The 25,018-nt window shown below is 35.3% G+C and carries 20 protein-coding genes; 15 read left to right on the forward strand and 5 right to left on the reverse strand.

Going from position 1 to position 25,018, the window contains the following annotated elements:
- Positions 1-80 precede the first annotated feature (80 nt).
- Genes AC5YDH_RS06595 through AC5YDH_RS06610 form a run of 4 tightly spaced genes read left to right on the forward strand, consistent with a single transcriptional unit; the run spans position 81 to position 2,731 of the window.
- Entirely contained in the window at positions 81-827 is a 747-nt protein-coding gene (locus AC5YDH_RS06595) for an IS5 family transposase (protein ID WP_496116939.1), read from the forward strand.
- 1 nt (position 828) lies between these two features.
- The gene (locus AC5YDH_RS06600) at positions 829-1,206 is read left to right on the forward strand and encodes a hypothetical protein (RefSeq protein WP_496117897.1); all 378 of its coding nucleotides are present in this window, start codon (positions 829-831) and stop codon (positions 1,204-1,206) included.
- Complete coding sequence (locus tag AC5YDH_RS06605; RefSeq protein ID WP_496117898.1) at positions 1,196-1,981, forward strand: tetratricopeptide repeat protein; 786 nt, start codon at positions 1,196-1,198, stop codon at positions 1,979-1,981. The genes AC5YDH_RS06600 and AC5YDH_RS06605 overlap by 11 nt, the downstream gene beginning before the upstream one ends.
- A gap of 36 nt (positions 1,982-2,017) precedes the next feature.
- Entirely contained in the window at positions 2,018-2,731 is a 714-nt protein-coding gene (locus tag AC5YDH_RS06610) for a tetratricopeptide repeat protein (RefSeq protein ID WP_496117899.1), read from the forward strand.
- Positions 2,732-2,936: 205 nt separating this feature from the next.
- Here AC5YDH_RS06610 and putA read toward each other — a convergent pair whose 3' ends face one another.
- On the reverse strand, positions 2,937-6,689 hold the full coding sequence (gene putA, locus AC5YDH_RS06615; protein WP_496117900.1) for a trifunctional transcriptional regulator/proline dehydrogenase/L-glutamate gamma-semialdehyde dehydrogenase: 3,753 nt from the start codon (positions 6,687-6,689) through the stop codon (positions 2,937-2,939).
- Between the two features lie 116 nt (positions 6,690-6,805).
- On the opposite strand from putA, the gene AC5YDH_RS06620 reads away from it, so the two are divergent.
- The gene (locus AC5YDH_RS06620; protein ID WP_496117901.1) at positions 6,806-7,303 is read left to right on the forward strand and encodes an Lrp/AsnC ligand binding domain-containing protein; all 498 of its coding nucleotides are present in this window, start codon (positions 6,806-6,808) and stop codon (positions 7,301-7,303) included.
- Positions 7,304-7,381: 78 nt separating this feature from the next.
- Here the strand turns inward: AC5YDH_RS06620 and putP are convergent, their stop codons facing one another.
- Positions 7,382-8,899 (reverse strand): sodium/proline symporter PutP, encoded by a 1,518-nt coding sequence (gene putP, locus AC5YDH_RS06625; protein WP_496118041.1) that lies wholly within the window; start codon positions 8,897-8,899, stop codon positions 7,382-7,384.
- A 548-nt stretch (positions 8,900-9,447) separates the two neighbouring features.
- On the opposite strand from putP, the gene AC5YDH_RS06630 reads away from it, so the two are divergent.
- From AC5YDH_RS06630 to AC5YDH_RS06640, 3 genes are all read left to right on the forward strand, one after another.
- Complete coding sequence (locus AC5YDH_RS06630; protein ID WP_496117903.1) at positions 9,448-9,765, forward strand: hypothetical protein; 318 nt, start codon at positions 9,448-9,450, stop codon at positions 9,763-9,765.
- Positions 9,762-10,181, forward strand: a complete 420-nt coding sequence (locus AC5YDH_RS06635) for a hypothetical protein (protein ID WP_496117905.1) — start codon at positions 9,762-9,764, stop codon at positions 10,179-10,181. Before AC5YDH_RS06630 ends, AC5YDH_RS06635 begins: the two co-directional genes overlap by 4 nt.
- A 309-nt stretch (positions 10,182-10,490) precedes the next feature.
- Positions 10,491-13,784 carry an autotransporter domain-containing protein gene (locus AC5YDH_RS06640; protein ID WP_496117907.1) on the forward strand — a complete coding sequence of 1,098 codons (3,294 nt, stop codon included), beginning with the start codon at positions 10,491-10,493 and terminating at the stop codon, positions 13,782-13,784.
- A 64-nt stretch (positions 13,785-13,848) separates the two neighbouring features.
- Here the strand turns inward: AC5YDH_RS06640 and ilvA are convergent, their stop codons facing one another.
- A complete protein-coding gene (gene ilvA, locus AC5YDH_RS06645) occupies positions 13,849-15,387 on the reverse strand; it encodes a threonine ammonia-lyase, biosynthetic (RefSeq protein WP_496117908.1) in 1,539 nt (512 codons plus the stop codon).
- A gap of 106 nt (positions 15,388-15,493) precedes the next feature.
- On the opposite strand from ilvA, the gene rpiA reads away from it, so the two are divergent.
- Positions 15,494-16,165 (forward strand): ribose-5-phosphate isomerase RpiA, encoded by a 672-nt coding sequence (gene rpiA / locus AC5YDH_RS06650; RefSeq protein WP_496117910.1) that lies wholly within the window; start codon positions 15,494-15,496, stop codon positions 16,163-16,165.
- Between the two features lie 181 nt (positions 16,166-16,346).
- Complete coding sequence (locus AC5YDH_RS06655; protein ID WP_496117912.1) at positions 16,347-17,030, forward strand: M48 family metallopeptidase; 684 nt, start codon at positions 16,347-16,349, stop codon at positions 17,028-17,030.
- 36 nt (positions 17,031-17,066) lie between these two features.
- Here AC5YDH_RS06655 and AC5YDH_RS06660 read toward each other — a convergent pair whose 3' ends face one another.
- Entirely contained in the window at positions 17,067-18,854 is a 1,788-nt protein-coding gene (locus tag AC5YDH_RS06660; RefSeq protein WP_496117914.1) for a putative bifunctional diguanylate cyclase/phosphodiesterase, read from the reverse strand.
- Positions 18,855-19,190: 336 nt separating this feature from the next.
- On the opposite strand from AC5YDH_RS06660, the gene argC reads away from it, so the two are divergent.
- The 5 genes from argC (at position 19,191) to AC5YDH_RS06685 (ending at position 24,225) form a co-directional block, all read left to right on the forward strand.
- Positions 19,191-20,240, forward strand: a complete 1,050-nt coding sequence (argC, locus tag AC5YDH_RS06665; protein ID WP_496117916.1) for an N-acetyl-gamma-glutamyl-phosphate reductase — start codon at positions 19,191-19,193, stop codon at positions 20,238-20,240.
- A gap of 78 nt (positions 20,241-20,318) precedes the next feature.
- Positions 20,319-21,065, forward strand: coding sequence for a DUF6776 family protein (locus AC5YDH_RS06670; protein WP_496117918.1), 747 nt, complete (start codon positions 20,319-20,321; stop codon positions 21,063-21,065).
- Positions 21,066-21,083: 18 nt separating this feature from the next.
- Entirely contained in the window at positions 21,084-21,500 is a 417-nt protein-coding gene (gene clpS, locus AC5YDH_RS06675) for an ATP-dependent Clp protease adapter ClpS (protein WP_496117919.1), read from the forward strand.
- A gap of 9 nt (positions 21,501-21,509) precedes the next feature.
- A complete protein-coding gene (clpA, locus tag AC5YDH_RS06680) occupies positions 21,510-23,786 on the forward strand; it encodes an ATP-dependent Clp protease ATP-binding subunit ClpA (protein ID WP_496117921.1) in 2,277 nt (758 codons plus the stop codon).
- A gap of 85 nt (positions 23,787-23,871) precedes the next feature.
- On the forward strand, positions 23,872-24,225 hold the full coding sequence (locus AC5YDH_RS06685) for a YnfA family protein (protein WP_496117923.1): 354 nt from the start codon (positions 23,872-23,874) through the stop codon (positions 24,223-24,225).
- Between the two features lie 79 nt (positions 24,226-24,304).
- Here AC5YDH_RS06685 and AC5YDH_RS06690 read toward each other — a convergent pair whose 3' ends face one another.
- Positions 24,305-24,802 carry a lytic transglycosylase domain-containing protein gene (locus tag AC5YDH_RS06690; RefSeq protein ID WP_496117924.1) on the reverse strand — a complete coding sequence of 166 codons (498 nt, stop codon included), beginning with the start codon at positions 24,800-24,802 and terminating at the stop codon, positions 24,305-24,307.
- Positions 24,803-25,018: the final 216 nt, after the last annotated feature.

The following is a 25,018-nucleotide window of genomic DNA, read 5'->3' on the forward strand; positions in this document are numbered from 1 at the left end:
TAGGGTCTGTTGACATTTGCTGTGCAAAAAAAATAGCGAGAAAGTAAAATTTAATCGCCAAACCAAATCTACTCCTCGCTATGCCTCGTACAATGTTGACTGATCAACACTGGTCTAAGTTAGAAACTATTTTCCGTAATTTTCGTATTTATCTCAAACAAAATCTTCGTAATTTTATTGAAGCTATTCTTTATAGAATCCGTACAGGTTGCCCATGGCGGGATTTACCCGCCACTTTTGGAAAGCCAAACTCCATATTCAAGAAATTTTCTAGATGGTCGAAAGATAATAAGCTATTAAAAATATTTAAGTTAATTTCATCTGATGCTGACCTAGAGTGGATATTTATTGATGCTAGTCATGTGAGAGCTCATCAACATGCTACAGGAATTAAAAATCAGGCTATTTCAAAAAGTATCGGTGGAAACAGTTCTAAAATTCATTTGGCTGTTGATGCTCATGGGAACCCTGTTCAGTTTCTAATAGAGGATGGCACGACCCACGATGTAAAAGTGGCACCTAAATTAGTTGATAGCCTCTACCTAAACGAGACAGAAACTCTATGTGCAGATAAGGGTTATGACTCTGAATCCTTGAGAGAACAGATAGAAAATACGGGTACTCAAGCCAATATTCCTAAGAAATCCAATACACTATCAAATCATGATCATATGGATTGGTATTTATATAAAATCAGGCATTTAGTTGAGAATGCCTTTGCTAGATTAAAGCACTTTAGAGGCATTGCCACACGCTATGATAAGCTAAAGCAAAGCTATGAAAATTCTGTTGCCTTAGCTTGCATCTTTATTTGGTTACCATTATGAAATGTCAACAGCCCCTAGTGCTTCTATAGGAAGTTCCGCTGTGAATGTAGAGGTTAAGCATGTTTCTGATTTAATAGGAAGAGGTTTAACCGTAACAAATACTGTAAATGTGGGTGCATATTCCATAAGTAGAGTGCATACATTCGCAACTGTACAAGATATAGATGCTAATGGGAATACTATAGATATTGATATAAAAGGAAAGGGGGTTGCAGATAATATGAATATGGGTATTCAAAAAATAGATAAAATTGCAAAAGGTAAACCAGTATTTATTACGCATAGTGTTCATGCTTCTTATACCATTCCTATTTTTTTATATGATAGGAATGAAAAATTGATGAAAATGCAGGGTAAAGGTATTGAATATGTGGATTAATCAAATTTTAAAAAGTGTATTATTTTGTTTTCTTATTTTGGGTATAACAGCATGTGGAAACTCTGCTCAGCCAATTAAAGAAACGCAAGAAAGTCAGACAAATATATACGCTCAATTTAAGCAAGCGCAAACTTTATTTAATAATGAACAATATGATGAAGCATTTAAAATTTATAAAGAACTTGCAGAGTTGGGGGATGCTCAATCGCAAAATGCGTTTGGTAATGGGTATCAATATGGTTATTGGGGAGAAGTTGATTTAGAGCAAGCTAAATTATGGTATGAAAAGGCAGCAGATCAAGGCTATGCAGGAAGTATACACAATTTAGGAATGTTTAAATTTAGAGCAGGAGAATATAAACAAGCTTTAGGCTTCTTTGAAAAAGCAGCTAAATTACACAATCCTGAATCATTAAATATCTTAGGTGTATATTATTCTGAAGGAATTGTTTTTCAACAAAATTATAACAAGGCATTAGAATATTTTTATCAGGCTGAAAAATTTAATGATGCATCAGCACAATTTAATATTGGCCAAGCCTATTATTATGGACAAAGTGTTAAGCAAGATTATAAACAAGCATACGAATGGTATATAAAATCAGCAGATCAAGATTATAGTTTAGCTCAAATGCAATTAGCTAATATGTACTTTAGTGGCAAAGGTGTAGAAAAAGATGTTGCTAAAGCTATTGAAATTATAAAGCCATTGGCTGAATTAGGGGATGAAAAAGCAAAATCGAATTTGCAATGGTACTTGGATCATCCGAATTAATAATATGAAGAACTATAAAAATAGGTAAGTATTACGGTGCGAATTTATAAAATATTAAGAATTTTAGTACTCACGTTATTCACTTGTACTTTGGTGGCGTGCAGTAATTCTGCAAATACCGCAAAACTGAAAAATAGCTATAGCCAACAGGAAGTTAATACTTTATTTAAAAAAGCAGAGGTTTTATTTGATGAAGATAAGCCAAAAGAAGCATATAAAATTTTAAAACAACTTGCAGAACAAGGTGATGCGAAATCTCAGAATTCTTTAGGTAATGGATATGAATATGGGTATTGGGGAGAAGTCGATTTAGCTCAAGCTGAGTTTTGGTATGGCAAATCGTCTCAACAGAATAATATTATAGGAATTCACAATTTAGGAACAATTATATTTTTAAAAAATCAACATAAAAAAGCTTTATCATATTTTCAAAAAGCCGCTAGATTGAACTATCCCGATTCTATAAATATGTTAGGTGTATATTACTCTGAAGGTATAGTATTTAAACAAGATTATAACAAGGCATTAGAATATTTTCACCAAGCAGCTAAGCAAAATAATCGAGATGCACAATTTAATATTGGGCAAGTTTATTACTATGGCGAAGGAAAAACACAAGATTATATAATGGCTTATGAATGGTATATAAAATCAGCAGATCAAGATTATAGTCTAGCTCAAATACAGTTAGCAGAAATGTATTTTAGTGGAAAAGGTGTAGAAAAAGATGTTGCTAAAGCCATTGGCTGAATTAGGCGATGAAAAAGCAAAGTCGAATTTACAATGGTATTTGGATCATCCGAATTAATAATATGAAGAAATGTCTCAAGAAAATATTGTATTTTAACCATTTAAAAATAATGGTGATTTATTTGTAAATCCTAAAAATAAGATTCATTAAAAAAGCCCATAACAATTAAGTTATGGGCTTTTCGCTTTTATATGAAATGAATAATTAGTTCATTGTCATTAAGCTTGCATTACCACCAGCCGCAGCAGTGTTAATACTAATTGCACGCTCAATGACAAAACGCTCAAGTGGAATGTTGTAGTCACCAGAGTTTAGGTGGGTAATACCTACAATTGCACCTTTACGGCTCGCAATTTTCTTCTGAAGTTCGAGAAGTTCAGAAGAGTTGTTGTGATGTAAAACAGCTTCAAAATCGCCAGTTTCAATATCATTCACAACTTTAATTTGATCAGCTACAGCTTTAGGCATGCTAGACAAGTGTTTAAGCACAAAAGTATTATCAGCTAATACAACAGCATGGCTACCAACAGCAAAGATTGAAAGAAGCTGTTGAATTTGATCTTGTTCATTTGTTGCTAAAGACAATACACGTTCACGTGGAACAACAACGTATTGGTTACTTTCGCCCGTAGGACCGTGTAACTCATAGCTACTGCCTACACAGAATGCAGGTGGAATTTGCAAGGTATATTGTGGGAACGTTTTTTGTGCCCAAGTTTTGAATTGTTCCAAGACAGATGTATTGTCTGTTAGAGGTGTAATTTCACCTGTTGCGTATGGCGTAGCTAACTTTTTACGGTCACAGTTTTCCATTAAGCGGTATAAGTAAATTGGACCACCAGCTTTAGGACCAGTACCAGATAAACCTTCACCACCAAATGGTTGTACACCAACAACAGCACCAACAATGTTACGGTTAATGTATAAGTTACCCACTTGAGCTTTTGCTATAACAGTTTGAATGGTTTCATCAATACGTGTGTGTAAACCCATTGTTAGACCGTAACCTTTAGAATTAATTTGATCAAGTAACTGATCTAATTCCCCATATTGGTACGTAATTACGTGTAGAACAGGACCAAATACTTCACGTTCTAAGTCGTTAAGGTTTGGAAGTTCGATTAAAGTTGGCGGAACAAAGGTACCATTTACTAAATCATCGCTATTTGCATTACGCATAAGTTGATGAACTTTATGACCTTTTGCAGTCATTTTTTCAATATGGTTTCGGATAATACCTTGTGCCTCTGCATCAATTACAGGACCAATATCAGTTTTTAATAAACTTGGATTGCCTACGCGTAATTGTTGCATTGCGCCTTTTAACATTGTAATTACGCTTTCAGCATTATCTTCTTGAACACACAAAATACGTAAAGCTGAACAACGCTGACCAGCACTGTCATAAGCCGAGTTCACAACATCTAAAATAACTTGTTCAGTTAAAGCAGATGAGTCAACAATCATGGCATTTTGACCACCTGTTTCCGCAATAAGAGGAATTGGTGTGCCTTTGTTGCTTAAACGGCTTGCTACAGTTTTTTGCAAAATTTTTGCAACTTCTGTAGAACCCGTAAACATAATGCCTTTAATGCGGTCATCTTGGCTAAGTTGTGAACCAACAGTTTCACCACGACCTGGTACAAGCTGAACCACAGATTGTGGAACACCAGCTAACCAAAGAATACGAATGGCTTCAGCGGCAATTAATGGCGTTTGTTCAGCTGGTTTTGCAATAACGGCATTACCTGCAACAAGAGCTGCTGCAATTTGACCTGAGAAAATTGCAAGCGGGAAGTTCCACGGACTAATACATAATACTGTGCCCAAAGCTTCAATATTAGTATTTTTGTCAAGATCAACCATTTGAGAAGCATAGTAACGCAGGAAATCTACAGCTTCACGAACTTCTGCAATTGCATTGGCATAAGTTTTACCACTTTCACGGCTAAGAAGAACCATTAGTTCTTGTAAGCGAGATTCCATGATGTCTGCTGCACGAAGTAAGCATCCTGCACGTACATCTTTGTCTGTGTTAATCCAATCGTTTTGTGCATTTGCAGCAGTATTTAAAGCAGCATCAACTTGTTCAGAAGTCGCTTCAAATACATGACCTACAACATCTTTATGATTTGCAGGGTTGATAATGGTAATAGCTTCAACTGTTGTATCCGCAGGAATTTCTTTCCCTAAAGGTAGAGAAGTCCATTGGTGAGAGATCAGTTTTGTTGCTGTTGCATTTAATGCAAGTAGATCTTTATCGTTCGCAAGGTCTATACCATCAGAATTTTTGCGGTTAAAGCCGTATAAATCTTTAGGGAATGGAATGCTAAGATGTTTTTGACCTACTTTACCTTCTTTATTTGCAGCAGCATTAATTGTTAAACGTGGGTTTTCAATTAAGTCTTCAACTTTAAGGTTTTTATCTGCAATGCGATTTACGAATGATGTATTTGCACCATTTTCAAGTAAACGGCGTACTAAGTAAGCCAATAAAGTTTCGTGGTTACCTACAGGTGCATAAATACGGCAAGGTACGCCTAATTTATTTTCAGATTTAGGACCAACAACTTGTTCGTAAAGTGGTTCACCCATGCCATGTAAACATTGGAATTCGTATTGACCTGGGTAGTATTTAGCAGGATCTGCCATTTGGTAGATGGTTGCTAAAGACTGTGCGTTGTGTGTTGCGAATTGCGGGTAAACTTGTTCAGGTGCTGCAAGTAGTTTACGTGCACAAGCAATATAAGATAAGTCTGTATGTACTTTACGAGTAAATACAGGGTAGTCCGTCATACCTTCAATTTGCGCTTTTTTAATTTCGCTGTCCCAGTATGCACCTTTTACCAAACGAATCATTAAGCGTTTTTCACTACGTTTTGCAAGGTCAATAATATAATCAACCACGTAGAAACAACGCTTTTGGTAAGCTTGGATAACAAAACCAATGCCTTTCCAATCTTTTAGTTTTGGTTCGAAGCAAAGACGTTCTAATAACTCTAAAGAAATTTCTAAACGGTCTGTTTCTTCAGCATCGATGTTTAAACCGATGTTGTATTGTTTTGCAAGTAATGCAAGGTTGTAAACTTTACTGTAAAGCTCATCATGTACACGGTCAATTTGCGCACGTACATAGCGAGGGTGTAAAGCAGAAAGCTTAATTGAGATACCTGCACCATCGTAAACATCTTTATCGGCAGCAGCTTTACCAATTGCATGAATTGCATTGGTGTAGTCTTGGTAATAACGTTCTGCATCATGATCTGTTAATGCAGCTTCACCAAGCATGTCGTATGAATAACGGAAACCTTTTGCTTCTAGTGATTCAGCATTTTGTAGTGCTTCACCAATGGTTTCGCCTGTAACGAACTGTTCACCCATCATACGCATAGCAACGTCTACAGCTTTGCGAATAATGCCACGGCTAGAACGTGCAAGAAGACCTGTTAATACGGTGCTTAAGCTTTTTTGCTTTGGTGTTTCCATTAACTTGCCTGTAAGCATTAAGCCCCAAGCAGCAGCGTTTACGAACATTAGGTTACTATTACCTAAATGATCTTTCCAACTACCTTGATTAATTTTATCACGGATAAGTAAGTCACGAGTTGCTGTATCTGGAATACGTAACAATGCTTCTGCAAGGCACATTAATGCAATGCCTTCTTGAGAAGAAAGAGAGAATTCTTGAAGTAGACCTTGAACAATACCAGCTTTACCACTTGAGCCTTTACGTTCACGTAAAGCATGTGCAAGTTGGAATGCTAAATCTTGAATGTTGCCATTAAGTTCATCTGAAAGTTCGCTGTGAGCAAGTAAATTTTCTACACACTCACTTTCATCAATGCGCCATGCCGCATTAATTTTTTCTTCATACTCATTTTTTTCACGAAATTGGGAGATATATTCTAAATGAGGTTTTGAATCATCAATTTGAAATTCGTTTTCAGTGATATTCATGTCAGCATCCTGTGACTACAAAAATTAATAGGTAAAAAACCAGATATAATTTATGATTACAGAAAATTTGATGAACAACTCACTATAATTTTTCTGTTTTTTAGAGAATAATTCTGATGACCAATCATGTAACAACCCTCGATCGTATAGATATTAGAATTTTAGATATTCTGCAGAACGATGGAAAAATTTCAAATATTAAACTTGCTGAGGCTGTTAACTTATCACCAACCGCAGCTTTAGCACGTGTGCAGAAGTTGAGCAAGGAAGGTTATATTTTAGGCTATGGAGCACGATTAAATCCAGATAAATTAAATTGTAGTTTTGTTGTTTTTGTCGAAATATTACTCGATAAAACCACACCAAATGTATTGGATGAGTTTTCCGAAGCTGTGGTGCATTGTCCAGAAATTGTCGAATGCCACATGATTAGCGGTGGATTTGATTTTGTTGTGAAAATTCGATGTTCAAATATGGAAGAGTTTAGAAAAATTTCAGGACAGATTTTGTGGCAGTTACCTGGTGTAAAAGAAACACGTAGTTATCCTGTTATGGAAGTGATTAAGGAATCGAGCCAAATTAAGCTTAAAATGCCAGTTAAACCTGCTGTTTAATAAATGTAGTACTGATAATGTTTAAAATGATTAAGGGGCTATATGCCCCTTAATCATACTAACTGTAAAGAAATAATATTATTTCTTATCGTGTTTCATTTCTTCCATTGCTTGAGCATAAAGTGCTTCAGCGCGGTCAAAACGATCTTCAACGTCTTTAGACGGTGCTTTGCCCATTAAACTTACAACAACAATTGAAAGCGTAGAAAGAATAAAGCCAGGAACAATTTCGTATAAACCTGTATCGGCAAAGTAAGTTTTCCATACAATTACAGTTACAGCACCTACAATCATCCCCATAATTGCGCCATTCAATGTCATACGTTTCCAGAACAATGAAAGAATAATAAGTGGACCAAAAGCAGCACCGAAGCCAGCCCAAGCGTAAGCAACTAAGCCTAAAACTTTACTGTCAGGGTTCATACCTAGGCAAATTGCAACAATTGCAATGAGGATTACCATTAAACGACCAATCCAAACTAATTCGTTTTGAGAAGCATTTTTGCGGAAAAATCCTTTGTACAAATCTTCAGTTAAAGTTGTAGAACATACTAATAACTGACAGCTTAACGTACTCATTACAGCAGCAAGAATTGCAGCTAAAATTACACCTGCGACCCATGGATTAAATAATACTTTTGTGACTTCCATGAACACAATTTCAGGGTTTGCATCAACTACAGCACCGAATTGTGGATTTGCATGGAAATATGCAATACCGATATAACCAACGGCTACAGCACCGCCTAAGCAAAGAATCATCCAAGTCATACCAATACGACGTGCAGCAGGAATTACTTTTACAGAATCCGCAGCCATGAAACGTACTAGAATGTGTGGTTGACCAAAGTAGCCTAAGCCCCATGCCATTGACGATAAAATTGCAACAACACTCAAATCGCCAATTAAGCTGTTTGCGTGTGGACGTGCATTTTCAATAAGTACAGTCACACTTTGTGCATGATCGCCAATTGCAAGATAAGTTACGATAGGTGCAAGTAATAATGCAAAAATCATTAAACCTGCTTGGAATGTATCAGTCCAACTAATTGCAAGGAAGCCACCAATACATACATAGCTGATTGTTGCGATCGCGCCAATCCATAATGCAGTGGTGTAGTCCCAACCAAAGAGGCTTTCAAATAATCGCGCGCCTGCAACCATGCCTGAAGCACAGTAAATCGCGAAGAAAATAAGAATAACGACAGCAGAAATTAAGCGTAAAACTTTTTTTGTATCGCCAAAACGACTAGTGAAATAGTCTGGGAGTGTTAAGGCATTATTTTGAACTTCTGTATGTGTACGTAGACGTCCAGCAACAAGTAGCCAGTTGAGCCAAGCACCAATAACCAAACCAATTGCAATCCATGCTTCAGACAAACCTGAAAGATAGATTGCACCAGGTAAGCCCATCAATAGCCATCCGCTCATGTCGGATGCACCAGCAGACAATGCAGTTACTACGCTACCAAGGCTTCGTCCACCGAGAATATAATCATCAAAATTTGTTGTGGCTTTGTAGGCATATAGCCCAATACCAATCATAGCCACGATATAGAACATGAATGTTACTAATGTGGGATTCAGTTGGCTCATCATTTTGCCATCCTTTGTCAGTCCTAAAAGAATCATCTATCCAAGATGAATTTTTATGCATTTTTTGCAAGTCGCTGATTCAAGCACAAATTTAAAATTACGCTCTGTAATAATTGAGTGGCGCTTATATGTTGTTTGTGAAACGAAATGTAATTTTGGTTACAAAGGTCGATGCAATGGGGCGTTCTCATGTGAACTTTCTATCTATAGAAAATTGAAATTTGCTCTGTGTTATTATGAGTAGTAGCTCTTAATTACAATAATTGGTATGTATAGAATATTTCTAAAATGGTTTATTTTTTCTTTTATAATTTTATTGTGTATTGCATATTCAATAGCTATTTATGCTATAGGCTTAGATCAATTATTAGGTGTGATTTTTAATGGAGTAATTAATGATTTATTAATGTTAACGGCACCAAGCATAGTTGTTGCAATAAGCTTAACGAGATGGCAATTAAAAAAAAGAAAAAGGTAGTCAATTGACTCTTATAAGAAGTTTTTTATTACATCAACATATTAAGTAAGTCTATTTTTAGGATTCTGTTTTGAAGCTTGAGCGGTATTTTAAGTTTTTCTGTTTTGGTATGGCAGCTTTTTTATTATTCACTATTTATTCGAGTATTTCTTCGGGGGATATAGAAGTTGACGGTTATCTCACGAAAATAGGATTGCTACTTATCGCCATTGAATATGGTGTTCTTATGACAACTGATCAACTTAAAAAGAAAGTAACTTTAAAATCTTTAATCGTGCCTGAACCTGAAAAAATTGAAGTAACAGGTATTGGTGTATTTGCTCATGTTTTAGGGAGAATAGGATTTTTCTTTCTTGTTATTGGGTTTGTAATGAGTTTTATAAAATGAATATAAATAAAAAATTTAAAGAAGTATTTTTGTATGGTGGTTTAGGCTGGGGCTTACCATTTTTTGTATTTTTCTCAATTTTAAGGTGGATTGAATATAAATCTCCAGCATTTGGTTCTTTAAGTGTCTTTTTTGTTGTAAGTGTAATAGCAGGTTGCATTTTAGGCTTGATAACTAAGATTTTTACTAAAAATGCTGTGGAGATAAAATTCGATATAGAAGTATTCTGCAAATCCATTTTACTTTTTGCTTTTGCAATTCTTATTTATGGTGTTGTGTACAGATACATTCTTATTTCTAATAGTTGGGATAAGCCGCTTATTGGGACGATTGTTTTACTTATCTTATTTTTTCTTTCTTCATTAATTCAAAATAGAATGATTAAAACATCAATAGTCGAAATTACTGGAAATTAAACACTAAAAATAAGTAATGTTACTTATGATTTAAATTAAACCAAATTTAAATACTACCTTCTCATAGTTTTTTCATGAATACAAACTCATTAAGAATCAGTCTTAAGGGGGAGGGCTTATTTATTTGAAAACTGTATTACTGGTAAAGGCACTAAGAGCTGTACTAAGTAAAAAATATTTAATTGTTAATAAAAATTACAAAATGATCACAAATTTTTTACAAAAAATAATCAATATCATCAAATATATGTTTAATATTGAAAAAAACAAAAAATACTTCCATTACTCCGAAAACTAAATGGTGATTGTATGAATAATAAATTTAAAATTGTTTTTGATACGAAAAATGGCAACTTTGTTGTGATATTAGACAAGGCTAAAAATAGAGTAATTGGAGAGCGTTCAGAGCATGATTTTATATTTGATTTACAGAAAACTGTTTTATCTTTTGCTATTCTATTTTCAACGACATCCCTTATCAGTCAAGAGTCATTAGCAGTTACTTATGACGGAACATTAGCACATTCGAAGTCTAGTACTGATGTTGGTGGGAATTTTAATATATTAATTGGAAGTGATACTGTTAAAGGAATGGTTGAGTTGAGTAATAGTGCACCTGTTGTTGTGGATTATGCTCCAACAGCACTTGCAAATAATTTTATTTTAGCTGGATATTCAACAATTGATAGTGGTACTCAGGTCAATGGTAATGTGATTACGTTAGATAAAGGTAGTCAAATTGGAGATATATATGCTGGATTGTTGCATTCAACTAAAAAGTCACCATCTGTAAATTGTGTAACAAATCCTGTGAGTGATTGTTCTGGAAAAACCTTTTTATCTACACAAAATAATAAATCATTGTCTACAAGTAATAATACAGTCAGTATTTCAAATAAAAATGCAATTAATGTAGCAGGCACAATTAATTCAGGAACCACACAGTTTAATATTGATAATGGTGATGTTATTAATGGTGTTTATGCGAATGCTACAGTGATTCAAATAGATACTATTAATACAAATACAATGCAAACAAATACGAATAAAGTTGTGGTGAGTGGTGATCAGCATCAAACAGAAAACGTGAATATTGGTAACAATATCATTGGTGTGAAATTAGGGGATATTACAGGTGGTACCTCGGTAGATCCAGGTAACGCAAAAGCTTATGTAAATGCTCAATCAAACGTGAGAACAAATAAGCTGTATACGAATAAGAATGAAATGAATGTAAGTGGGAGTAATAACAAGTTTTTAGATATTAATGCAGGGGCAAATACGATTCTTATAGAGAGTGGAAATCTTAAAGCGGGTACTTCAGAGTCGACGAATATTTTTATCTCAGTAGCTGCTAATTCCTCAGTGAGTAGTTCTAACTTTGTGACATCAAGTGTATTAGATTCAAATGAAAATAAGCTCACAATTACAGGAAATGATAATAACGCAGGCAATATTAAAGTCGGACATAATACGATAAGCGTACATAATGGCAATATGATTGCAAATACATCAAATTCTCATGGTTCCGCATATTCTTATGTAGAATATTTCAGTAATTTAGAAAAAAATAAGTTAAATGCTAACTATAATTCGGTGGAAATTGCTGGGGATAATAATGTCTTAAACGATATAGTTGCAGGTTATAGTACGTTTGATATAAAAGCTGGAGATGCGATTGGTTCTGAATCAACATCTACACTTCAGACAGACGATAGGGCTCATGCGACTTCAACGATAAATGTCAATGGGAATACATTAGTTCAAAAGAATAATACCATTACAGTTAAAGGAAATAATAACAAACTTAATAATATAATGTCCGGTTATGCAGATTTTAATTTATCGGTTGGCGAGACAATTGGTGGTAAATATATCGTTAATGGTGATACCGAGATAAGTAACGCACAGTTAAGAATTAACGCGAGTGGTTTAAATATTTATGCAACAGATAATAAAATAAATTTAAGTGGTACTTCTACAATTGATGGCAGTATCAATACTGGCTATATCAATTTTAATATTGATTATGGCTTGGTAAAAAAGAACGATGGAACATTGATAACACCAACCATATACACAAATTCGGCACCGAATACTGCTGATAGTTATATTGATTTAAGACAAACAAATGTCAATGCTACAAAAAATACAATTAGCATTGAAGGAAGTCATACTTTTACTAACCCTAACAGCACACTTTATGGCGGCTATTTACATTATAGTGATAGCACAACAAAACCTGCAAGTTTTGATGTTTTTACAGGTAATACTTTAATTTATGCGAATAAAACGCCTATTTCCATTAAGGAGGTGGCAAATTTCCAAACATATGATTTTACAATTAGACCTGATTTTGCAAATTTACCGACGTCTTTGATTACTGCTGAAACTATTGTTTTAGGAAGCCATGCTTCAAATATGAGTACACCGCAAGCAAATTTAAAATCTGATATTTCTGTTTCATATATATCAGCTGGATCGCTTGTGAAGAATCATAGTGAATTTATTTTAATGAATGCAACAAAAAATTTGGTTGGTAATGGCCAAGGTTCTACTACAAGAGGTGTTGCACAGCAAGGTGTTTCCTTAGTTTATGATGTTGATACTTTTATTAGAAATAATCAGGTAATTGCGTTGGTAGAAGGTGGTCCTGATGATGTGGGGCCAGAGACAAACCCTCAACTTAAATCCTTATTGGAAGGAAATCTATCAGGCTTAATGTTACTTACAAGGAACGCTGACAATATTGCCGATAATATGCTCAAGGCGATCGGCGAACAAAATAATCAACGGGGTTTGGTTCCATTTATAATTTTTAATGGAAATCGCACTCACTATAATACTGGCTCCTACATTAAGTCGGATGGTGGTTCTGTTACCACTGGTGTGAGTTATCAAAATAGCCAATTAACTGGCGGATTGTTTATGGAAAATGGCTGGGATAGCTATAAAACGTTTAATGACTTTGAGGATGTTAAAAACGTACATGGTAGAGGTCATAATAGATTTAACGGGCTTGGTGTGTATGGTCATTATGATTTTATTAATAATTGGTATTTAGATGGTTCTGTACGTGGTGGTAAGTTAAAAACAAATTATGTTTCTGATGACATCATTCATTCAGACACAAAACAAAGAGCAGAATATGAAGTAAGTGGTAATTATTACAGCGTACATTTGACAGGTGGATATGGGTATCAATTAAATGAAAATAATGATTTAGATGTTAATTTGAAATATCTATGGTCTGGAATTGAGGGGCATGATATTGAAATTGCAGGTGAGCAAGTGGAGTTTAATAAACTCAACTCACATCGAGTTAGATTAACTGGCGAAAATAATTATCAGTGGAATAAAGATATTCAATTACTTGCTGGTTTAGGATATGAATATGAATTTGATGGTACTGCAAAAGGAACCGCACTAGGCACATATAATATCGCGGAACCAAGTGTTAAAGGTAGTACAGGGATAGTTACATTAGGTATTCGATATGATCCTGAAATGTTTAAAAATTTTAGTATGGATTTGAAAGCGAGTGGTTATTTTGGTAAGAGAGACGGTGGAAGCGCATTGTTACATCTAAAATATGCTTTCTAATAAATTGTATATCGATGATAAAGAAGCCTCTATATAGAGGCTTCTTTATTTAAAGCTAGAAAACTTATTTCAAGAAACGTTGATAACCTAAGTTATTGGTAATTTCTTCGTATGGATAAGTAATACTTTCTAATGTTTCAATTAAACCATCTGGGTTTTGTTGCGCATCTTCAGCTTCTAAACCAACCAATACACGACCTTCGGCAGCACCATGGTTACGGTAATGGAAAAGCGTAATATTGTGAGTTGGCCCAAGACGTTCTAAGAAAGTGAGTAATGCACCTGGGCGTTCAGGGAATTCAACACGGAATAAACGCTCATTCTCAATATCGGCATGACCGCCAATTAAGTAACGAATATGTAGTTTTGCAACTTCATCATCAGATAAATCGTCTACATCAAATTGAATTTTTAATGCTTCAAAAATATCTTGGCGTTCTTTTTCGCCAGCTTTAAGGCTAATACCAACAAAAACTTGTGCCGCAGAAGCATGACTTGCACGGTAGTTAAATTCTGTAATGTTACGACCTTGTAGTGCACGACAGAAGTTAAGGAATGAACCTTTTTCTTCTGGAATAGTCACTGCAAAAATAGCTTCTTTACGTTCGCCAAGTTCTGTGCGTTCTGCAATATAACGTAGGCGGTCAAAGTTCATGTTTGCACCACAAACAATCGACACCATGTTTTTATCTTCTAGACCATGTTCAGCCACGTATTTTTTAATACCTGCCAATGCCATTGCACCAGATGGTTCAACAATACTGCGACATTCATCATAAGTATCTTTAATGGCAGCACAAATTTCATCTGTATTGACCAATACAACATTAGGTTCAACAATTGGTCCTGAGTTATCAGATTTTTGTAGGCGAATCACATCAAATGGTTTTTCACCAATTTGTGCAACAGCCGTACCATCAGCAAATAAACCAACTGTAGGAAGGATTACGCGTTCATTTGTTTCAAGTGCAGCTTTCAGACACGCAGATTCGTCATATTCAACAGGAATAACTTTAACATGTGGTGCAACATCACCTAAGTACGCCGCAACACCCGCAATTAGACCGCCACCGCCAACAGCCACAAATACATAGTCGACATCACGCCATTGACGTAAAATTTCATTACCAATTGTACCTTGTCCCGCCATAACAAGTTCATCGTCATAAGGGGGAATAAAAGTCATACCGTCTTCTTGGGCACGAGCAATTGCATATTTATTGGCTACATCAAAAGAATCACCATGCAATACAACTTCACCGCCTAAGCGTTTAACCGCTTGAACTTTAATGTCTGGTGTTGTTTTTGGCATAACAATAATGGCGCGAATACCGAGCTTTTGACCAGATAATGCCACACCTTGAGCATGGTTACCTGCTGAAGCAGTAATAACGCCACGTTCCAACTGAGATTTCGGTAATTGACTAATACGGTTATAAGCACCGCGTAGTTTGAAGGAAAAGACAGGTTGTAAGTCTTCGCGTTTGAAGCGAATGTTGTTTTTTAGTTTTTCACTAATTCGTGGCGCTGCTTCGAGTGGGGTTTCGATTGCAACATCGTATACGGTTGCTTGTAATATTTGTCGAACCAAACGAGACAGCATGTTAATTTTCCATCTAACAGTTTAAAATAGGTGCTTATTGTAACAAAACCCCATACATTTGGGCTGTAAAATCAGCAACAAATGTGAAAAATAGTTGAGTAATGTCATGAGTCTATATGCAACCCAAGATGAGAAGAAGCAAGCAGCAGCAAAAGCTGCTTTAAAACACTTACCAAAAGGGGGCATTTTAGGCGTTGGTACAGGTAGTACTGTAAATTTCTTAATTGAGCTTTTACCTGAGCTTCAATTGGAAGCAGCTGTTGCAAGTTCAGAAGCGACTGCGGAACGTCTTAAAAAATTAGGTATCGAAGTTGTAGATATGAACAGCGTAGGTGGTTTAGATGCTTATGTTGATGGTGCGGATGAAATTGATCGTCACATGCACATGATTAAAGGTGGCGGTGCTGCGCTTACACGTGAAAAAATTGTGGCATCTATTGCAAAAAAATTCGTTTGCATTGTAGATGATTCTAAATGGGTGGAACAATTAAGCCGTGAATTCCCACTTCCTGTAGAAGTTATTCCTATGGCACGTTCTGCTGTAGCACGTAAAATCGTTGCTTTAGGTGGTGATCCTGTATATCGCGAAGGTGTTGTAACAGATAATGGCAATGTAATTTTAGATGTTTATAACCTAAATATCTTAAATGCACTTGAGTTAGAAAAAACCTTGAATGATATTCCAGGTGTTGTATGTAACGGTATCTTTGCATTAAACAAAGCTGATGTTGCTGTTGTAGCAACTGATAACGGTATTGAAGAACGTACTGCGGTTTAATAAATTTTTTAAGCAAAAATCCCTCTAAATCTCCCTGAGCGTAGTTTTAAAGCACTGCTTTAAAACAAGCGCAAGAAGGGAGACTTTAAGTAACTTCTTGAAGAGATAATCTCCCTAAATCCATCTTTATTAAGAGGGACTTTACAGGTTTAGGGGGATTTCAAATTAGAAAAGAATAAAAATGACTTTAAGTGATTTACCTGAAATTCAAATTACTCGAAATATTCGATCTACACGTTTAAGACTTCGTGTAGAGCCAACACGTATACGTTTAACAGCCCCAATATTTTGTACAAAACGACAAATTCAAAACTTTATAGATCAGTCTGAAACATGGCTGATTAATACATGGCAAGCACAGCAAAATAAAATTGTAGAAATTGATAGAACATTACCAATAGAAATTCAGTTGTTTAATTTATCTCAGCCTATTTGTATTGAATATTTAACACAGAAAAATAATTTTGTTTTTGATGCTGAAAATTTGATTTTAAAAGTAAGTGATCGCACACCTGAAAAATATTTAAAAGCTTTTGTTGTGGAATATGCAAAAGAACACTTGCCGATGTATTTAAATGAGGTAAGTCGAGAAATCGGTCTAAAATATACAGAATGTAGTATTCGACAACCTAAAACACGTTGGGGAAGTTGTTCTGCTCAACAAAAGATTATGCTAAATAGTGCTTTGGTGTTATATCCAACAGCCGTTGTAAGATATGTTTGTGTGCATGAGTTAGTGCATACTGTTCATTTTAACCATAGCGCACAGTTTTGGCAGTTGGTTCATCAGCATGATCACGTGTATCAAATAAATCAAAAGCAATTGAAGACTGTAGCTACGCCGTGGTGGTGGACTGTAACTTAAAAATATCGGCTATAGCTTTATAAAATTAATCCAAGCTTATGATTGAGCTTCAAGTAATTTTTGAACTTCACTTTGTGTAATAGCATCTTTAAATAAAAAGCCTTGTCCTTGTGGGCAACCCATTTTTTTAAGTATATTGAGTTGCTCTTGGTTTTCAATACCTTCGGCAATGACATTCATGTTTAGCAAATGTCCTAATTTGATAATGCCCTCCACAATAGCAGCACTAGAGTGTTCTTCGGTTATTTTCTCAATAAAGCTATAGTCGATTTTTATACAGTTAACAGGTAAATCTCTTAGATGTGTTAAAGATGAATGTCCTGTACCAAAATCATCGAGCGAAATTTTAATGCCAGCATCATGAAGTTTATTTAAAGCACGTGTTACATAATCTACGCCGTGATCGGCAAATAAATGTTCTGTAATTTCTATTTCTATATGTTGGGGTGAAATACCAGCATCGTGTATACGCTGTAATAAGATTTCTGCGTAGTTATCACGGAAAAACTCAACAGGTGAAGCATTAATTGCAACAGGGATTATTTTTTTACCTTTTGATTGCCAAGTTTTGATATCTGCAAAAATTTTACTTTGCATATCTGCACTAATTTTAGTGGAAAGTTCAAAGTCATCAAAAGCTTCAGTAATGGTTTCAGGGGTAAAGACAGTATTGGATTGAGGGCAGATCCATCTAAGTAGTGCTTCTAAACCGATAATTTCTAATGTTGAAAGGTCAACTTTGACTTGATAATACGGTGTAATGGATTTTTCACGCAGAATACGCCGTGCTGTTTCTATTTGAATTGCTTTATTTCGAGGCTCATTAAACATATTTTCATTGAAATATTGAATGCCACCACGACCACGTATTTTTAAATTCTTTAAGGCGGTATCAGCGCATTGTAATAAGTTAGAAAAATTGTCAGCATCTTGAGGATATAAAGAACAACCTACACTCATACTGCTATTTAATAGCTTTCCATGATATTCAAATGGCTTATGGGTGAGATCTAGGATTCTTTGGCTTATTGCATTGATATCATCAATACTCTGTATATCGTAATAAACGACAGCAAATTCATCGCTTCCAAGTCGAGCAATTAAACTTGAACTTGAGAATTCTTTTTGTAGTCTTTTGGCGAGATGTTTAAGAACAAAATCTCCAGCGGTATAGCCTTGCGTATCATTAATATTCTTAAAATGATCTAAACCAATGATAAATACACCAATATGTCTATATTTTTTATCCGATTTTAATAGATTTTGTACGGTATTTTTTAATCCATAACGGTTGAGTAAACCTGTTAGTTCATCAGTTTCATTGGATATGCATAAGGCATTTTTAACTTGATGGTTTATTTCTTCTTGAGTTTGCAATTGGGTTAGAACATTTTTATGCGCTTGATAGTGTTTTTGTACATTAATAAGACTTACAAACCATTCGACTGTTTTTAGCGCATGAATGTTTGGTTTAGCAAAGGCAAGAAACCAATGGTACTCGTTGTTACTATTTTTAATTCTAAAAGGATGTTGCACATTATGTGGGTTAGTCGTTTCAAGATTTAATAATTCTTTAAAGTTCTCTAAATCTTTATGGTGAATTGCATCGAAAATATCTTGTAATTGTAAGTTGGTTTTAGATGGATTGAGATAATGCTGAAAATCTTTATTAATATAAATGTTGTCTGAACGTAGTATGAAAGCAAAATTTGGAATTTGATTTAATAGTGTTTTATTTTGTTTTGAAATTAGGGAATGTGCTGTCGCTACAGGCTTCTTTAGGTCTGTAAGATCATGTTTTGACTTTATCGTTGTTTTCCGCACTTTTTTGACCTTGTTTAAAGTAGCAGTGGATTTAAAAAAATCACTTGATCTATTTGTGTTTTGACTAAGTAAATTTATAGTTAAAACACGCATTTTTCAACATGCGACTTTTTCCGCTATGTATTCGCTATCATATAGATAAACTTAAATAAATATACACAAATTTATTATTTTAGATGCAATGTTTTTATGACTACTTAAGTGAAAATAATGAGTAGACTAAATAAAGAAGTTAAAAAATCAACAAACTCGATCAAAATTGTTCAGAAAGTTTTTAAACCCTGCCATACTAAGCAAGGAATATATCAATAAATTTTTTAAATTGAGGTAACTAGCGTGATTTCTGTCGGGATTGTTGGTGGAACAGGTTATACAGGCGTTGAATTATTACGTCTTTTATTGCGTCATCCAAATGTGCAAGTCACTGTTTTAACTTCTCGAACTGAAGCTGGTCGTCGTGTAGATGATATGTTCCCAAGTTTACGTGGGCAAACAGATCTTAAATATTCAGATTTAGACATTCAAGAATTAAAGAAATGTGATGTTGTATTCTTTGCAACGCCTCATGGTGTCGCAATGAAACATGCTGCCGAGCTTGTAGCTGCAAATACTAAGGTTGTTGACCTTGCTGCAGATTTTAGATTGCAAGATTTGGCTCAATTTGAAAAATGGTATGGCTTAGAACATGCTTGCCCAGATGTATTAAAAGCTTCGGCATACGGTTTGTCTGAATTAAATCGTGAAAAAATTAAGCAAGCGAGCGTGATTGGTAACCCTGGCTGTTATCCAACAACAGTTCAATTAGGTTTAGCGCCTGTATTGAAAGCTGTTGAAGCATTAGTGAAACCAGAAAGTATTATTATCGATGCAAAATCTGGTGTATCTGGTGCAGGGCGTAAAGCAAGCTTAGGCATGATTTACTCTGAGAATGCAGATAACTTTAAAGCCTATGGTGTTGCAGGGCATCGTCATCATCCTGAAATTGTAGAAGCACTAGAAAATATTTCGGGTCAAAAAGGCGTGTTTGATCATATTTTGTTTGTACCACACTTAGTTCCGATGATTCGTGGCATGTTTAGTACAATTTATATTGATTTAACAGAAGCGGGTCAAACAGCAGATTTACAAAGTATTTATGAGCAATTCTATGCGAATGAACAATTCGTAGATGTAATGCCTGCAGGAAGTTCGCCTGAAACTCGTTCTGTACGTGGTGCAAATCAATTACGTATTGCACTATATAAACCTCAGCCGCAAAAATTAGTGATTTTGGTTGTACAAGATAACTTAGTGAAAGGCGCTGCGGGTCAAGCAGTTCAAAATATGAATTTGATGTTTAATTTTGCTGAAAATGCAGGGTTAGATGTGATTGGGTTATTACCATAAGTAACGCTTTTCAACTACACAGAGAGAATGTTTTCGAATTAAATCTGTGTTTTGAAAAATATTGAAGAAGAGATGACGATGAGCAACATTGAATCTAATGCTGAAGAAAAACAAATAAAGTCGAAAAAGCTACATTTACAAGGCAATATGCCACTTGTAGTTGGTGCAGCAGTTTTGATTTTAGGTAGTGGCTTGTTAGGCTATAGTGTTGGACATCGTCAAGGTTTAACGGTCGCTGGTTATGATGCCGATGCACAGCAACTTGTAGAAGTTGTTGGTGTACAAAAAAATCGATTAGAAACGCTCAACAAATCTTTAAACGCTGCTGTTCAAGAGCGTGATGTTGCTATTAGTAATTCAAATGATTTATTTGCACAGGTGACACAAGCCAAAGCAGATAAAACACAAACCGATAGTATGCTTACAATTTATCGGGAAGTACTTAGACAACGTGGTGGCTTAAGTTTGACAGTTCAAAACTTAGGAGTTAAGCCACTTGTTGATAATGCCTATGAATATCAAATTGATTTAATACAAGTTAGTCCATCTAGAACTAAAGCATCAGGTAATGTAGAACTACGTTTAATCCAAGGTTCTGAAGTTCTTGTGGTACCTATGGAAAGTACCCGTTTTGATTTTGAAGATTTTCAGCGTTTAACTGGACGTTGGACTATGCCTAAAGGTTTCTCGCCTCAATATATGGAAGTGCGTGTAACAGGATCATCTCCAATTGTTAAGCGTTTTAGTTGGGCAAGAGGAAAACCTGTAGATGCTGTTTCAACAACTGTTGCAGACATTCCTCAAGTAAAAGCAACAGTTCAATAGTGTGTGTTTGAATTAAATATGAGTAATTTAAAACGTCAAATTTGTTTGGCTGATATAAAAAATGGATTTTCTCAATCAGGTTTTGTGGATTGGCATTTAAATATTCGCACTAACATGCAAGACGAGAATCATGAAGAGGATGGTGATACAGTTGTTCAGACTGCACCTCCCGAATTTAAACGTCCGCCTATGTACGCCGTCGTTCTATTAAATGACGATTACACACCAATGGACTTTGTTATTGAAATTTTACAAGAAAAGTTCGCAATGAATCTTGACCAAGCTACTCAAGTAATGCTAACTGTACATTATGAAGGAAAGGGTATTGCTGGCGTCTATCCAAGAGATATAGCGGAAACAAAAGCAAACCTAGTCAATAATTACGCTCGATCACAAGGTCATCCTTTACTTTGTCAGATAGAGCCTAAAGATTAAGGGGATCACATGCTAAGTCGACAATTAGAAGTATCATTACGTTTGGCTGTTAGCATGGCTCGTCAAAAGAGACATGAGTTTCTGACAGTTGAACATTTGTTATTGGCATTATTAGATAACGACTCTGCGGTTAATGCTTTAAAAGCATGTGGCGCAGATATTATTGTACTGCGTAAAGAACTAGAAGAATTTGCAGAACAAAATACACCTAAATTAGCTGAAGATAGTGATTTAGCACCTCATCCTACAGAAAGTTTTGATCGTATTTTACAGCGTGCAATTTTTCATGTTCAGTCTAGTGGCGGGGATCGTACTGTTGAAGGTGCAGATGTTCTTGTTGCTATGTATTCAGAGCGCGATACATTTGCTGTATATCTATTAAAGCGCCATCAAATTAATCGTCTTACTTTAACGCAGTACCTATCACATGGTGCGCGTAAACAAGAAGAGCATACAGAGGAAGAAGTAGAAGATCTTGATGGTGAGCAACTATCATCTTCAAATGCAGGTCCTTTAGAGCTGTATACGCTGAATCTAAATGCTGAGGCGCAAAAAGGGAAAACAGATCCTCTCATTGGTCGTGAAAAAGAAATTGAGCGTGCAGCACAAATTTTATGTCGTCGCCGTAAAAACAATCCTTTATTGGTCGGCGATCCTGGTGTGGGTAAAACTTCAATTGCTGAAGGTTTAGCTTGGCTCATTGTGAATGGTAAAGCACCTAAGCCTTTAGCGAATGCAGAAGTTTATAGCTTAGATATTGGTGCATTGGTTGCAGGTACAAAATACCGTGGTGATTTTGAAAAACGCTTAAAACAGCTTTTAAATGTTTTAAAGAAAAAACCAGAAGCGATTTTATTTATTGATGAAATTCACATGATTATTGGTGCAGGCTCAAGTATGGGCAGCACAATGGATGCATCAAATTTAATTAAACCAGCACTTTCAAATGGTACTTTGCGTTGTATTGGTTCTACAACATTCCAAGAATATCGCCAAGTTTTTGAGAAAGATCATGCTTTATCACGCCGTTTCCAAAAAATTGATGTAAATGAGCCTTCTATTTCAGAAACAATTGATATTTTACGTGGTTTGAAATCTAAATTTGAAGAATTCCATCATGTGAAATATGACGATCAAGCGATTATTACCGCAGTAGAGCTTTCTGCTAAATTTATTAATGATCGTTTCTTACCAGACAAAGCCATTGATGTTATTGATGAAGCAGGTGCTCAGCGCCGTTTAAAAGCGGAGCAAGATGACACCGTTATTACGGTTGAAAATGTAGAAGATATTGTTTCTAAAATTGCACGCATTCCTGCAAAAACAGTATCTAAAGACGATAAAACTGTGCTAGCAAATCTTGAGCGTGATCTTAAGCGTGTTGTGTTTGGTCAAGACGATGCCATTGTTGCATTAGCATCAGCAATCAAGCTTTCACGTGCAGGATTAAAATCTCCAGATAAGCCTGTTGGTAGTTTTGTATTTGCCGGCCCAACAGGTGTAGGTAAAACCGAAGTTACTAAACAGCTTGCCAAATTACTCGGTGTAGAGCTTGTTCGTTTCGATATGTCTGAATATATGGAGCGTCACGCTGTATCACGTTTAATTGGTGCACCTCCGGGTTATGTTGGTTTTGACCAAGGTGGCTTATTAACCGATGCAATTCATAAAAACCCACATTGTGTTCTATTGCTAGATGAAATTGAGAAAGCACATCCAGATGTGTTTAATCTATTACTGCAAATTATGGATCATGGCTCATTGACTGATAATAATGGTCGTAAGTCAGATTTCCGCAATGTGGTTCTTGTTCTTACGACAAATATTGGCGCAGAAAGTATTTCACGTACCAATATTGGTTTCATGGAACAAGACAATAGTAATGATAACCAAGATGCAATGAAAAAAGCATTTTCACCTGAATTCCGTAACCGTTTAGACAGTGTGATTCAATTTAAAGCACTACCAACAACAGTGATTGAAAATGTGGTTGATAAGTTCTTAACTGAACTGCAAGCACAGTTGGATGAGAAAAAAGTTATTCTTGAAGTTGGTAAAGCAGCACGTACATGGTTGGCGGAAAATGGCTATGATCGTTTAATGGGTGCAAGACCTATGCAACGCTTAATTCAAGAACACTTGAAAAAGCCTTTAGCTGAAATGATTCTTTTTGGTGAATTAGCAGAAAATGGCGGTAATGTTGCTGTCACTGTTAAAAAGGAAAAAGGCAAAGCTGTAGGTTTAAAACTTGCTATTTTCGAAGATCAAACAGCAGAACCTGCTTAATAAACTTCCATGCTAAAAATAACTCGTGTATACACGAGTTATTTTTTATCTAAATTTTTTAAAGATCATGTTGTGAGGCATTGCTATGGATTTTCAAATTACAAAAATAATCACGACATTCTTTTTATTTTTTATTACGGCTATTGCTGAAATATTAGGATGCTACTTCCCATATTTAATTTTAAATCAAGGGAAAAGTCATTGGTTATGGATTCCTACTGCAATTAGTCTTGCTGTATTTGTTTGGTTGCTGACTTTACATCCTGCAGCCTCGGGACGAATTTATGCTGCTTATGGCGGTATTTATATTTTTACCGCATTACTGTGGCTTAAATATGTCGATCAAGTGAGTCTTAGCCGTTGGGATATTGCTGGAGGATGTGTGGTTGTTATTGGTGCTGCATTGATTATATTACAACCACAAGGTTTAATTCGTTAAAATATAGCAATTTACAGTTGTTATAGAATATTCAAAAAGGATGCTTGTAGGCATCCTTTTTGACATAAATTAATTGATATTAAAGAGCATGTTTTAATTCTTTTCTATGTTGTTTAACTTGTTTTGCGTAGCGTTTACCTTGTTTTTTCATTTTACGATTGGTGTTATAACCCGTTGGACCAACATTATAATATGCCAATGCTTTAGGCATGCTTCCTGCGGATGCTTCATATTTTTTTAAAACATAAGTTCCACAATTCACATTTGCAGTTTCATCGAACAAATCTCCAGGGCAAATATTTTGCCAATAACGTGGAATAACTTGTGTTAATCCTACAGCAGAAGCATTTGATACAACAGTAGATCTGTATGATGATTCTTGGCGAATTAGTGCTGCAATCAGCAGGGGATCCATATTATAACGATCTGCAGTTGCAACAATAATAGGAGATACGCGATCTGCGGTAGTTGGGTTTACAGAGTAGGCACGTTGAATGCCAGAAGATAATTTTGTTGCACGTTTTTCTACAGAACCCATTCCTAACGAAGAACAACCTGTAAAAATAAGCGTAGTCATTGAAATTCCAATAACTTTAAGCATATTTAAGCTTTTTATTTTAGGGATAAAGTTAATGCGTTTTAAAGTAAACAAAATATAAACCAACTCAAACAAAATATTTACCCGAATATAAGGAAAGCATGTATTTATCGTCAAGGGTATATTCGCAATGATTTTATAGAATTTGTTTACAGGAAATGATTTAAATTATGACTTTAAAAATTAACAACTAAA

The organism is Acinetobacter sp. FY683 (assembly GCF_059515885.1).